Here is a 13,471-nt window from a genome sequence, read left to right as displayed (position 1 = left end):
GGCGGCCGCCGTCAGCCCCGCGCTTGCGCGGGGCCGCGCGCCGCACCCATCATGGCGCACCGGCGGAGCCCGGCTATCCGGACGAAGGCGCACGGACCCGTGCGGGAGGCCGGAAACCGGGACGCGTCGGAACCTCCGTACCGGGCCTGCCGCCCCGGGACGCCCGGGACCGGCCGTGCACGGAACCGGGTTCCCGCTCGCGAAGGCCTGCCGCCCCCGCGCGGGATCCCGGGCTCAGCTCCCCAGACCCGCCAGGCCGCCCCAGGAGAAGGGCCGCTTGTACCGAACCGTCAGGGAGCCGCCCTGGCAGGAACCGGTGATGACGAAGTGCGGGGCGGACGCCCGGCGCAGGGAGTCGGTGCTGTTGCGCAGCGTGCCGAACCAGGAGGCGTCCGCCTCCACCTCTGCGGTGGCTCCCTCGGGCAGGATCAGGGTGCCGCTCCCCCAGGAGGCGTCCACGTGGACCTCGACGACGGCGCTGGTCAGGGAGGCCTCGCGGAAGTCGAGCCGGGTGAGGCCGTACTTGTTGTGCACCTCGACGCGGTGCGGCACCTGCCACGCGCCCCTGCGGATGACGGGGCCACCGCCCTGGGAGCGGATGACGAGGGCGTCGCCGCCGTCGTGGCGCTCCGGGAGGACGCCCTCCACCGGCCGCGCGACGGCGCCCGGCAGCGTCTCGGCGCCCGTCGGCAGGTCGGCGGTGACCGGTTCGAGGTCGGCGTAGGTCTTGGCCGCGTAGACGGCGTTGAGCCGTTCGTCGAGTTCGTCGAGGGTGATGCGCCCCTGCGCGGCCGCCTCCCGCAGGACCTCCGCCACCTGGTCCCTCTCCGCGTCGGAGACACGCATCCGACTCATGTCATTGGAGGCCACTGTCGCTCGCCCGGTCCTTTCCCGCTCCTTTTGTCACCACCACGGTAGAGCATGGGTGGAAAGGAGCGCGGTGCGGAACCGGCGCCGCCGCGGACCGGCCCCTCACGCGGGCGGAAGCGGCCGCGGGGCCGCGACCGGCACCCGCGTCCCCGATCACCGCAGGTTCGCGGCCCGGCGCGCTTTGGGGAGGTCGGGGACTGGGTACCGCTTCTCTAGGGTGGTTGAGGACTCTGCCGGGGTAGGACGGACCCCGGCAGAGTCCTGAACCACACGTGGTTCCTGCCTCCCCCCGGTACACGATCTCGCGTCGGCGCGCGTCTGCACAGCGCGTGTCCGCAACCGGCCACCCCGTGAACCGCTCCCCCGCCGCGCGGCCCGCCGTACGGGCCCGGCGTTCCCCTCCCTTCCCTTCCGGTTTTCGGTCCCGCCCTCCGCGCTCGGTCGGGACTCCCTCACACTCCCCGCCAAGACCACGCGGAACAGGCACTCTTCCGGCACCGGACCCCGCCGTCGAGCAGGTTTCGGTCAGATACATAACCCCCGTTCCGGACATAGCATCCGACCGGAGAACCGCAGGTCACGCGGGCCGCGCCCGGCCGCCCCGGAAAACCTTCGCACACCCCTCGAACACACCTCCGCAAAAACCTCTCTGAACAGGCAAAACGCGAAGGCCCCAACGCCTCCGAAACCCGGCGGGAAACGCGTCGGGAGCGGCGTTTGCCGGAATTGCGCGGCGAGCATCCTTCCTATGGGAGCCGCGGCCGCACAGGCCGTTCTCCCAGGCCAGACCATCCGCTCCGACCTCCCCGAGCACCACAGACACCACCTTGGTCGAAGACCGGAGGAAACCACGACGTGTCCGCCCTCGCGATCGCCCCGACGTTTCTCAGCGACTTCACCCGCCTCACGCCCGACGTCCAGCTCAACACCCTGGCCGTGATGCGCGCCTGCCAGGTCGGCGACGAGCCCGACCTGGAGTCCGTCGCGGGCGCCGCCGACCCGGGCGTCCGGGTCGTCAGCATCGCCCCCGACTGGTCCGGCGTCGTCGTCCCCGACGCCGCGGGCCACGGCCGGACCGGTGACGGCGGCCTCGCCGACGGCACCCACTACCGCCTGGTCACCGTGCGCCCGCGCGACGAGGCCCTGCGCTTCGCGCGCGACCTGCGCCCCGAGGTGTCTGCCGTGATCGACCCCGCCGAGGCCGACCCCACGCCCAGCGGCCCGCCCGAGCTGGCCGGGGCCCTGAGGGCCCCCTTCGACCAGTGGCAGCTGACCCTGCACCCCGACCAGCACCGGATCACCGAGGCGCACTACAACGGGTCCACGCAGGTCACCGGCGGCCCGGGGACCGGCAAGACCGTGATCGCGCTGCACCGCGCCGCCTACCTGGCCGAGCGCGACGCCGCCGCCCGCCCCGAGGACACCCGCGAGTCGGTGCTCCTGACCACCTACAACCGGGCACTGGCGCAGTCCCTGGCCGAGCGGCTGGACCAGCTGCTGCCCGACCCCGCCGTACGCGCCCGCGTGCGCGTGGCCACCATCGACAGCCTCGCCCGCTCCGTCGTGCAGACCCACACCAGCGTGGCGCCCCGCATGGTCGGCAAGGACGAGCTGGCCCGGCGCTGGCGCGCGGTGGCGGTGGCCGACGGCCTGCCCTTCTCCGGCCGCTTCCTGGTGGACGAGTGGGAGCAGGTCATCCTCGCCAAGGGCCTGGAGCTGCTGCCCGACTACATCCGCTGCGAGCGCAGCGGGCGGGTGCAGCACCTGGCGCCCGAGCACCGCCGCCAGGTGTGGGAGACCGTGCGGCGCTACGTCGGCGCCATGAGGGTGGAGGGAATGTGGTCCTACCCCCAGCTGGCCGCCGAGGCCGCGCGGATCCTGGGCCACCGCGAGCCGCTGTTCCGGCACGCCGTGGTCGACGAGGCCCAGGACCTGCACCCGGCTCAGTGGCGGATGCTGCGCGCCGCCGTCCCGGAGGGGCCGGACGACCTGTTCATCGTCGGTGACCCGCACCAGCGGGTGTCCGACAACCGGGTGTCGCTGGCCTCGCTCGGCATCAACGTGCGCGGGCGCGGCCAGCGGCTGCGGGTGAGCTACCGGGTGACCCAGGAGATCCTGGACTGGAGCATGCCGATCCTGGACCGCCGTGCGGCCCTGGGCATGGACGACAACGCCGACACCCTGGCCGGGTACCGCTCGCTGCTGCGCGGTCCGGCTCCGGTGGTGCGCGGCTGCGAGGACCGCGCCGAGGAGCTCACCGCGCTGGGCGACTGGGTGCGGGTGTGGCTGGAGGCCGGGGTCAACCCGGCGGAGATCGCGGTGGCCGGGCGCAACCAGTGGATCGTGCGCGGCATCGCCAAGGAGCTGGAGGCCAGAGGCGTTCCCACCGCCCAGCTGGAGGACAGCGGCGCCGCCGAGGCGGTGCGCGTGGGAACGATGCACCGGCTCAAGGGCCAGGAGTTCCGGTGCGTGGCGCTGATCGGCGTCAGCGACCACCTGCTGCCGCCCAAGGCCGCGATCGAGGCCGCCGACGGCGACCAGGTGGCGCTGGAGCACGCCTTCCAGCAGGAGCGGACGCTGCTGTTCGTGGCCTGCACCCGGGCCCGTGACGCGCTGTACGTGTCGCACGTGGGCCGGGCCAGCCGTCTGATCGACCCCGGTCTGTGACGGTGCGGGGGCGCGGGCGTCGCGGAGGCGGCGCCCCCGCCCCCGTGTGCGGCGGCGCGGTCAGGCGCCGCCGTAGCGGCCGTTGAGGTGGGGGATGTTCATGACGTCGGTGCTGGCCAGCGGGTCGTCCACGTCCACGTCGGTGACGATCATGTACGGCAGCAGCAGCGGGGGCGGGAAGTCCGGTGTGAAGGTGAGCGGGATCCCCAGGATGCGCACGTGCATGCGGGTGATGTGCATCTGGACGGTCCCGTCCATGACCATGGTGGGCAGGCCCAGACTCATCCGGGTTCCGGCGTCCTCGAACCACAGTTCGGCGTTGACGAAGTCGGCCCGGCTCATGGTCAGCCGGATGTACCTGCGGGGGCCGTCGAGGGTGGGGCACTCCACCACTCCGTCGTAGCGGGCGCCGCTCATCGTCAGCCGGTCGGCGGTCAGGCCGGAGGTGCGGACCGAGCCGGTGGAGCAGTCGTGGGCCTCCTCCACCGGAACCTCGGGCAGCTCCCCCGCGTCCTGGGCCGCCTGGCAGGCGCGGACGGCGTCCAGGAACTCCTCCTCTGACCCCGCCAGGGCGGACTCACCGGTGCCCATCTCGCACTCGTCCGGGTTCGCCTCCCGGTCCCGACCGTCCTCCTCCGGCTCCTCCTCGGTCTCCTCGTCCTCGGGCCGCTGGTCCTCGGGCCGCTCGTCCGGACCGTCCCCCTCGCCCGCGCCGGGCCCGGGCCCCGGCGGGGCGGGCCGGTCGGTGGGACTCGCCGAGGGCTCGTCCGAGGGGGAGGGAGAGGGCGAGGGCTGCTCCTCCTCGTCGCCCGGGGGCAGGAACCAGTCCCAGGGCCAGTCGGCGGGCGCGGCGGCGCCGACCAGGGTCACGGCCAGTGCCAGGGGCAGGGCGAGCGCGGCCAGCGGCCGGGACGGAGGCCGGGGGGCGCTGACGGCCCCGTCGGGTGTCGCGGAACCGGCGTCCCTGTCGGGAAGGAGCTCGGAGGCGCCCGCGTCGGGCGCGGTCTCGGCGGGGACGGCGGTCGGGGGTTCCTCCCCGGCCGCGCGCCCACCGGTCTCGTCGGGCGCTTCGGGACCGCAGGGGCCGGCGTCCCCGGGAGATGCCCCGGAAGACGCCCCTGGACCGGCGGCGTCGGCGTCCGCGACCCGTCGGCGTCCCCGGCCGCGCCTTCGGCGACGGTCCACGTGGGGCGCCCACGCGAAGACGAGGGAGCCGCCGACGATGCCGAGCAGCATCCCCATGACGAAGCCGCCGAAGTTGGAGGTCACGAAGGACACCAGGGCGAGCATGAGCCCGACCACCCCGAAGAAGAGGTGCTGCGCGGGCTGGAACCAGCTCAGCACTCCCAGGGTGATCAGCAGTACCGCGATGAGCGGGCCCGACACACCGGCGATACCGGTGTAGGCGATCAGGTCGATGGGCAGGATCAGGCTCTGCGCGGCCGGTGCGACCAGCAGCTCGACTCCGGCGATGACGAGGAGGAGCCCGCCCCAGAACGGGCGGCCGCGCCGCCAGTCGCGCAGGCGAGCCCGGCCCCCGCGGAGCAGGGTCAGTGCGTGGGCCATGGGATCAGAAGCACTCGTGCTCGCCGGGCCGGACGGCCAGGCTCAGACCGGACAGCTTCAGGGATCCGGAGGTGACCGCCCAGGTGGTCAGCTCCATGTCGGAGACGGTGATGTTCTGGGATTGGAGGCCGAAGCCGCCCGCCGGTCCCTGGCCGCCCTCGGCCCTGTCCAGCGTGCTGGCGTCGCGGCCGATCTCGATGGAGCCGAACTCGGCGTCGCCCTGGAGCTGCTCGATGTCGAGGACGAGGTTGGTGCCCTGGACGGGAGTGGACTCGCCCGCGGTGATGACGAGGGTGGCCTGGCCGATGGGCAGGTCCCACAGGGAGGACATGCACAGGTTGGTCAGTTCCGCGGAGCCGACCGAGGACAGGCCGACCGGGCGGGAGGAGCCGTCGACGGAGGTGGCGGCGTCGCCGTACTGGGTGAAGCCGGTGCCGACGAGCTGGTCGGCGGACATCTTGAAACTGTCCCCGGACACCGCGAAGGAGGCGGCGAGCAGGCCCTGGGTGGTCATGCCTCCGAGGACCGCGGCGGCCGCGAACCCGGGGACGGCCACGAGGGCGAACCTGCGCCAGCGCGTCCCGCCACCGGCTTCGTGCTGCTCAGGCGCGTCCTGAGGCGCCTCGGACGCCTCGCCGGAAGCCTTGGGCATGAGTACCTCCAGTGTTCCGCCGCCCGTGGGCGGTGAGGGGGAGCCGAACTTGCGCCGAGGCACGCCACGTGTGTTACATGGAACACACCCTACTCGGCGGTAGTGACGAACATTACAATAGTTGTTGTCACATTTCTAGATGGCGCATTCAATGTTGCGGACCCGTATCCGGCGCACTACGGGAAACCGCGTCTGACCTGGAGAGAGTCTCACCGTGCCCCCAGAGCGCAGCACAGATCCCACCGCCACCCCCAGCTCCTCCGCTCCCACCTCCCGGACCGCGGCCGAAACCCCAACCGAAACCCCGACCGGTACCAGGGCCGAGACCGGATCCGCGACCGGTGACCGCGCCGACCGCTTCGACTACGACGTCCTGGTCGTGGGCTCGGGCTTCGGCGGTTCGGTGAGCGCCCTGCGCCTCACCGAGAAGGGTTACCGCGTCGGCGTCCTGGAGGCGGGGCGCCGCTTCACGCCCCAGACGCTGCCCTCCTCGTCCTGGGACGTCCGCAACTTCCTGTGGGCGCCCCGGCTCGGCATGTACGGCATCCAGCGCATCCACCTGCTGCGCGACGTGGTGATCCTGGCGGGCGCCGGCGTCGGCGGCGGTTCCCTCAACTACGCCAACACGCTGTACCACCCGCTGGACCCGTTCTTCGAGGACCCGCAGTGGCGGCACATCACCGACTGGAAGTCGGAGCTGGCGCCGTTCTACGACCAGGCCCGCCGCATGCTCGGCGTGCGCACCAACCCCACCGTCACCCCCTCCGACGTGCACATGAAGGCGATCGCCGAGGACATGGGCGTGGGGCACACCTTCCGCCTCACCCCGGTGGGCGTGTGCTTCGGCGACGGACGGGACGGCGACGGCCGCCGGGCCGAGCCCGGCGCGTCCGTGGGGGACCCCTACTTCGGCGGCGCGGGCCCCGACCGGCGTGCCTGCACGGAGTGCGGGGAGTGCATGACCGGATGCCGCCACGGCGCCAAGAACGCCCTGACCGAGAACTACCTGTACTTCGCCGAGCGCGACGGCGCCGAGGTGCACCCGCTGACCACCGTCGAGCGGCTGCGCGAACTGCCGGGCGGCGGTTTCGCCGCCGACACCGTCAGGACCGACGCGCCCCGGCGGCGGTCGAACGCCCGCACGTTCACCGCCCGCCAGGTGGTCGTGGCCGCCGGGACCTACAACACCCAGACGCTGCTGCACCGCATGCGCGACTCGGGCGCGCTGCCCCGCCTGTCGGCGAGGCTGGGCACGCTCACCCGCACCAACTCCGAGGCTCTCGTCGGCGCGATGACCCGCCGGGTGAGACCGCAGGAGGACCTGACCCGGGGCGTGGCCATCACGTCCTCGATCCACCCGGACGAGAACACCCACATCGAACCGGTCCGCTACGGCAAGGGCTCCAACGCGATGGCGCTGCTCACCGCGATGCAGGTGCCCGGCGGCGGGCGGATCCCGCGCTGGCTGCGGTTCCTGGGGCTGGCGGCGCGCCACCCGGTGGTGTTCGCCCGCAGCCTCTCCGCCCGCCGCTGGTCGGAGCGGACCATCATCGGCCTGGTGATGCAGTCGCTGGACAACTCGCTGATGACGTCGGTGCGGCGGGGGCCGCTGGGCGGGAGGAAGAGGCTGACCTCCCGGCAGGGCCACGGCGAGCCGAACCCGACGTGGATCCCCGCGGGGCAGGACGCGGCCAACCGGCTGGCCGAGCGCATCGACGGCTTTCCCGGGGGCACGGTGGGCGACGTGTTCAACGTCCCGATGACCGCGCACTTCCTGGGCGGCTGCCCGATCGGCGACAGCCCGGAGACCGGGGTCATCGACCCCTACCACCGGCTGTACGGCCACCCGGGCGTCCACGTGGTGGACGGCTCGGCGGTCACCGCGAACCTGGGGGTGAACCCGTCGCTGACCATCACCGCGCAGGCCGAGCGCGCGATGTCGATGTGGCCCAACAAGGGCGAGGAGGACACCCGGCCGGAGCAGGGTGAGCGGTACCGGCGGGTCGGGCCGGTGTTCCCGGCCTCCCCGGCGGTTCCGGCCGGCGCCTTCGCCGAGCTGCGGTTCACCGCCTCGCTCCCGCTCTCGGTGGTGGACTCGGAGGCGCCGTCAGCGGACGCGGCGGCCGCCGGCGGGACGACCGGGGCCACTGGGCAGACCGGGGCCGCTGCGGAGACCGGGGCCGCTGGGGAGGACGCACGAACGTGAGGCCGACGCCCCGGGGCCGGTCGTCCACAGGGACGGCGGGAGCCCTGGTGGCGTCGGGGGAACCGGTCTAGGCTGGATTTCGGGGGCGCCACGTGCCGCTTCCGGGCGGGCGTACCGCCCCCGGATTCCAGTGTCCCCCGCCCGCCCCGTATCCGCCAGACCGCTCCTCGGCCTGTGGAAACGCGCTCGCGCACCGGAACCGCCGCGACACCCGGCCCTCGAACAGGTAGCCAGCGCTCAGACGTGCCCGCGCACCGGAACCGCCCGCGAACCCGGCATCCGCGGGCCGCGAAGGCCGACGAGCGCGCCGAAGGCCCTCAGGCGCACCCCCGTCAGCCCTTCGGCGGCGCCGCCGCGCCCCCTCCGACGCCCTCCTTGTCCGCGCCCTCCTTGTCCAGGTACTCCATCGCCAGGGCGAAGTGCTCCCCCATGACGTTGGTGAGGTTCTCCGCCATCGCCTGCGCCAGCACCGCGTCCACGGCCTGCTGCGCGAGCGGGCGCACCCGGCGGATCAGCTCGGCCATCTCGGCGGTCTCCTCGCTGCGGACCACCGTGCCGGGCGCGTACTCGGCGATGATGTGGTCGGCGACCAGGCGGACCATGTGCTCGGCGACGTGGCCGACCTTGTCGCGCAGGTTCTCCGCTATGTCGAGCACCGAGTCCACGGTCATGCCCAGCTTCACCAGCTCCACCCCGGCGTGCAGCAGCCGCGGGCTGGGCACCCGGAAGCGCAGCCCGTCGCGTTCGAGCACGCCCAGGTCCAGGGAGCGCTTCACGGTGCGGGGGGTGACGCCGTGGCCGAAGAGTTCGCGCAGGTCGCCCATGGTCAGGTAGCCGGCGATCTCGTCGCTCCAGGCGTCCCCTATGGCCGACTCGAAGCCCAGGATGTCGGAGAGGTCCCCTCCGCGCTCCCAGACCCGGAACATCTCGCCGATGTTGGCGAAGGTGTATCCGCGCCGGAGCAGTTGGCCGATCAGCCGCAGACGCGCCAGGTGCGCCTCGGAGTAGATGCCCACGCGGCCCTCCCGGCGGGGAGGCGCGAGCAGGCCACGGTCCTGGTACACCCGGACGTTGCGCACCGTCGTGTCGGCGAGCCGGGCGAGTTCGTCAATGCGGTATTCGGCCATGGGTCCAGCCTAGGGACAACCGCGAACCTTACTCGTCAGTAAATTTCCCGTGTCACCCCATTGCATTGTGACAATGCGCGTTGTAACGTTCCGGCAGGAACTGTGGAGGAGATCACATGAGGACCCCCCTGCCGCGTCACCTGCGACGACTGCCCGGCCAGAACGCCCTCGTCACCGGTGCCTCCGGCGCGTTCGGCAGTGCCACGGTGGCCGTCCTCCGCCACCTCGGTGTGAACGTGGTCGGCATCGACCGCAAGCCCGCCCCCGGAGTCGTCGGCTGCGACATCACCGACGACGCACAGGTGCGCGAGGGAGTCGCCGAGGCCCTGGACCGGCTCGACGGACGCCTGGACCTGCTGATCCACTACGCGGGCGTCGGACCGGCCGTGGACATCGGCCAGGCCCCGGACGTCCACGTGCACCAGGCGCTGGAGGTCAACCTGCTGGGCACCTGGCGGGTCACCGCCGCCGCGATGCCCGCGCTGCTGCGCAGCAGGGGACGCGTCCTCATCACCGCCTCGCTCCTGGCGAACCTGTCGCTGCCCTTCGCCGGGGCCTACACGGTCTCCAAGAGGGCGCTGACCGCCTACGCCGACTGCCTGCGCGCCGAGTACGGCTCGCACATCGGCGTCACCACCGTCCACCCCGGCTACGTCGACACCCCGATCCACAACAGCTCCCGGGCCACCGGGGTCGCCCTCGACGGCCTCGTCCCCGCCGAGAGCGAGCGCGACACCGTCATGGCGGTGGTCCGCGCGGCCGGGGCCAGGTACGCCCGCCGCGACACCGCCTCCACCGCGCTCGGCACCGCCGGGCTCCACCTGTTCCGGCACTTCCCCGGCACCACCGAACAGATCGTGTCGCTCCAGGTGGGCCTTCTCCTGTCGGACGGCGCCTTCGGCGACGCGGAGATCGCCCGGGGACTCCACTCGCGGCACGCCAACCCCCTGGTCCGGCCGGACGCGTCCTGAGGAGGAACACACAGATGACCGCTGAGATCACCGCCAAGCCCAAGATCACCGATCGCGAGGACATCGCCAAGCGCCTGCTGCGCGGCTCGGCCAAGGCCTCCTTCGACCCGCTCGTCGAGATCGACTGGGACGCCCCCGTGGACAAGGACATGTGGGCGATCCGCCCCGAGCGCCTCTCGCTGTACGGCACCTACCTGTGGGACCGACTCACCGAGGAGCAGCGCAAGGAGCTCTCCCGGCTGGAGATCGCCAGCGTCGCCACCATCGGCATCTGGTTCGAGACCATCCTCATGCAGATGCTGGTCCGCCACGCCTACCACCACGACCCCAGCACCAACCACGTCCAGTACGCCTACACCGAGATCGCCGACGAGTGCCGCCACACGGTGATGTTCGCCAAGATGGTGGGCAAGCTCGGCTGGCAGACGCACAAGCTCGACCCCGTCGCCTTCCACCTCGGCAACCTCTTCAAGACCATCGCGCACGGCCCGCTGATCTTCGCCGGGGCGCTGTTCGTCGAGGAGGTCCTCGACCAGCTCCAGCGCGAGGCGGTGCCCGACGAGCAGATCCTGCCGCTGGTGCGCTCGGTCTCGCGCATCCACGTGGTGGAGGAGGCGCGGCACATGCGCTACGCCCGCGAGGAGTTCCAGCGCGACTGGGCCACGCGCGGCCCGCTCAACCGGGCCTACAGCCGGATCATCCTCGGCCTGGTCACCTACTACTCGGCCACCCGGCTGATCAACCCCAAGGTGTACGCGCAGGTCGGGCTCGACCCCCGCGAGGCCTCCCGGGTCGCCCGCGACAACCCCCACTGGATCGGCACCAAGACCTGGGCCGCCCGCAAGGTGGTGAGCACCCTGGACACCGCCGGTGCCATCACCGGCCTGGGCCGCTACTTCTGGAAGAAGGCCGGCCTGCTCGGTTGACCCTGCCCCTCCCCGGCGCGGACGTCTCTCCTGTCGACGCCCCGCGACCGGGTCCCCTCGGGGGAACGGGCCCGCTCCCCGTCCGCCCCCGAACCCGCAGGCCGCGGACTCCGGTCCGGAAGCGCTGCGGCCTGCGGGCCCCAGACCCCACCGCCGGAGGACGAAACGCGCCGCGTCCCCCGGCGGTGGACCCGCCTCCCGGGGGCGAAACGCGCCACGTCCCCGGGAGCCCGCTCCCCGGAGGCGGAACACGCCGCGCCTCACGGGGTGACAACTCCCCCGGGGGCGAAACGCGCCGCGCCCCCGGGGGACACACCCGCCGATCCGGACGGCGACACGTCCGGGCCGGTCCGCACGAAGGGACCAAGACGTGACCGAAGCACCACCCCACTTCCGGGTGGCCGTCATCGGCTCCGGCTTCGCCGGGATCGGGATGGCCGTCCGCCTCAAGCAGGCCGGTCTGAAGGACTTCGTGGTTCTGGAACGCGCCGACGGGATCGGCGGCACCTGGCGTGACAACTCCTACCCGGGCGCCGCCTGCGACGTCCCCTCCCACCTGTACTCGTTCTCCTTCGCGCCCAACCCGCACTGGAGCCGCAGCTTCTCCCCCCAACCCGAGATCCACGACTACATGGAGCGGGTCGCCGGGGAGTACGGGGTGCGGGAGCACGTCCGCCCCGACCACGACATGAGGTCCGCGCACTGGGAGCCCGAGGGCAACCGGTGGCGGATCGAGACCAACCGGGGGACCGTCACCGCCCAGTTCCTCATCAGCGCGGCGGGACCGCTCGCGGACCCCTCCTATCCCGACATCAAGGGCCTGGACGCCTTCGAGGGGACGATGTTCCACTCGGCGGCCTGGGACCACGACCACGACCTCACCGGCCGCAGGATCGCGGTGATCGGCACCGGGGCGTCCGCGATCCAGTTCGTGCCCAGGATCCAGCCCAAGGCCGGGAGGCTGACGCTGTTCCAGCGCACGGCCCCGTGGGTGATGTTCCGGCACGACCGCGACATCACCCGGTTGGAGCGCTGGCTGTACCGCAACGTGCCGCTCACCCAGCAGATCGCCCGCAAGAGCATCTACTGGGGCCGGGAGACCTACGTCCTCGGCTTCGCCAAGAACCCCAGGCTGCTCTCGATCGTGGAGGGGCTGGGCCGGGCCAACATCCGCCGCAGCGTGAAGGACCCCGAGCTGCGGGCCAAGCTCACGCCGAGCTTCCGGGCGGGCTGCAAGCGCATCCTGATGTCCAACGACTACTATCCGGCACTGGCCCGGCCCAACGTGGACGTGGTCACCGACGGCATCGTGGAGGTGCGCCCCCACGCCGTGGTCACCCGCGACGCCTCGGGCCGCGAGACCGAGCACGAGGTCGACACGATCATCCTCGGCACCGGTTTCCACGTGAGCGACCCGCCCGTGGCGCGGCGGATCTTCAACGCCGAGGGGCGCTCGCTCTCCGACCACTGGGGCACGGACGTGCAGGCCTTCCGCGGCACCACCGTGGCCGGGTTCCCCAACGCCTTCGTGCTGGCGGGGCCCAACACCGGGCTGGGGCACACCTCGCAGCTGTTCATGATCGAGGCCCAGATCCGGTACACGATGCAGGCGCTGAAGTACCTGTGCCGCAACGGCCTGGACCGCATGGACGTGCTCCCGGAGGCCCAGCGCGACTACAACGAGATGGTCGCCAAGGCCATGGAGGGCACGGTCTGGGTGACCGGCGGCTGCGACAGCTGGTACCTCAACGAGCAGGGCCGCAACACCACGCTGTGGCCGACCTTCACCTGGGAGTTCGCGCTGCGCACGCGCTGGTTCGACCCCCACAACTACGACCTGCGGGTGGACCGCTCCCGCGGCCGCGGCGCCCGACGGCCCGCGGTCCGCGCCGAAGCGGCTCCGGAAGGGGAGCGGTATGAGCGGGTTCGGTGACGAGGAGGAGGAGTACCGGGGCCCGGTGACGGTCGTGCTGCCCGTCGCCGGCGGCGCGCAGCGGCCGGAGCGGGCGCCTGGTACGAAGGTTGCGGTTGATGCTGAGGGGTCGCCGGAGTCACCGGATACTGACGGTGTGACGGATGGGTCGGGTGCGTCGGGTGTCGAGAACGCGGCGGATACGCGAGGTACGGCAGATGCGGAGGGTACGGAGGACGAGGGCGTCGCCGTGCGGGTCCAGGCCCACCTGGCGGGCCACTTCTCCCCCCTGACCGGTGACTACCGTTGGCGGGGGCGGCTGTCCCCCAGCCCCGAGGTGACCGCGGCCTTCCGCGCGGGCGCGCGTACGGTCGTGGTGCGCACCCCCGACGGGTTCGAGGGCACCGGCGTTCTGGACGAACCCAACCTGTGGGGCGGCCATCCGGTCAACGGGGCCGGTTCACCGCCCTTCGCCGTGCCCCACGTGGACATCGACGCGTCCGACGACTGAACGCGTCCGCGCACGCCCCGGCCCGCGCCGACCCGGGGCGCGGCACCTTCCGGCACCCGGCGC

At 72.6% G+C, this 13,471-nt stretch carries 10 protein-coding genes; 6 read left to right on the top strand and 4 right to left on the bottom strand.

All coding sequences use genetic code 11. From position 1 onward, the window contains the following. Positions 1–234: 234 nt before the first annotated feature. Complete coding sequence (locus G011_RS0100225; RefSeq protein ID WP_174546196.1) at positions 235–855, bottom strand: DUF1707 domain-containing protein; 621 nt, start codon at positions 853–855, stop codon at positions 235–237. An 870-nt stretch (positions 856–1,725) separates the two neighbouring features. On the opposite strand from G011_RS0100225, the gene G011_RS0100220 reads away from it, so the two are divergent. After that, positions 1,726–3,537, top strand: coding sequence for a UvrD-helicase domain-containing protein (locus G011_RS0100220; RefSeq protein WP_019606691.1), 1,812 nt, complete (start codon positions 1,726–1,728; stop codon positions 3,535–3,537). 60 nt (positions 3,538–3,597) lie between these two features. Here G011_RS0100220 and G011_RS0100215 read toward each other — a convergent pair whose 3' ends face one another. Together G011_RS0100215 and G011_RS0100210 are read right to left on the bottom strand one after the other, a co-directional pair. After that, a complete protein-coding gene (locus G011_RS0100215; protein WP_019606690.1) occupies positions 3,598–5,103 on the bottom strand; it encodes a DUF6114 domain-containing protein in 1,506 nt (501 codons plus the stop codon). Positions 5,104–5,107: 4 nt separating this feature from the next. Then, positions 5,108–5,755, bottom strand: a complete 648-nt coding sequence (locus tag G011_RS0100210) for a DUF6230 family protein (RefSeq protein ID WP_013151519.1) — start codon at positions 5,753–5,755, stop codon at positions 5,108–5,110. A gap of 214 nt (positions 5,756–5,969) precedes the next feature. On the opposite strand from G011_RS0100210, the gene G011_RS0100205 reads away from it, so the two are divergent. Next, on the top strand, positions 5,970–7,961 hold the full coding sequence (locus G011_RS0100205) for a GMC oxidoreductase (protein ID WP_019606689.1): 1,992 nt from the start codon (positions 5,970–5,972) through the stop codon (positions 7,959–7,961). Between the two features lie 332 nt (positions 7,962–8,293). Here the strand turns inward: G011_RS0100205 and G011_RS0100200 are convergent, their stop codons facing one another. Continuing rightward, positions 8,294–9,088, bottom strand: coding sequence for a MerR family transcriptional regulator (locus tag G011_RS0100200; RefSeq protein WP_013151516.1), 795 nt, complete (start codon positions 9,086–9,088; stop codon positions 8,294–8,296). A 116-nt stretch (positions 9,089–9,204) separates the two neighbouring features. Between G011_RS0100200 and G011_RS0100195 the strand changes: the two genes are divergently transcribed. From G011_RS0100195 to G011_RS29415, 4 genes are all read left to right on the top strand, one after another. Continuing rightward, on the top strand, positions 9,205–10,059 hold the full coding sequence (locus G011_RS0100195) for an SDR family oxidoreductase (protein WP_019606688.1): 855 nt from the start codon (positions 9,205–9,207) through the stop codon (positions 10,057–10,059). A 14-nt stretch (positions 10,060–10,073) separates the two neighbouring features. Continuing rightward, the gene (locus G011_RS0100190) at positions 10,074–10,985 is read left to right on the top strand and encodes a diiron oxygenase (protein ID WP_013151514.1); all 912 of its coding nucleotides are present in this window, start codon (positions 10,074–10,076) and stop codon (positions 10,983–10,985) included. 370 nt (positions 10,986–11,355) lie between these two features. Then, positions 11,356–12,918 carry an NAD(P)/FAD-dependent oxidoreductase gene (locus tag G011_RS0100185; RefSeq protein WP_026337865.1) on the top strand — a complete coding sequence of 521 codons (1,563 nt, stop codon included), beginning with the start codon at positions 11,356–11,358 and terminating at the stop codon, positions 12,916–12,918. A gap of 136 nt (positions 12,919–13,054) precedes the next feature. After that, entirely contained in the window at positions 13,055–13,408 is a 354-nt protein-coding gene (locus G011_RS29415; protein WP_081642911.1) for a DUF4873 domain-containing protein, read from the top strand. The last annotated feature ends 63 nt before the right edge of the window (positions 13,409–13,471 follow it).

Source organism: Nocardiopsis sp. CNS-639 (genome assembly GCF_000381685.1).
Classification (GTDB): Bacteria; Actinomycetota; Actinomycetes; order Streptosporangiales; family Streptosporangiaceae; genus Nocardiopsis; species Nocardiopsis dassonvillei.
The sequence above is the reverse complement of the archived record's forward strand: the minus strand, read 5'-3'. Positions and strand labels throughout refer to the sequence as shown.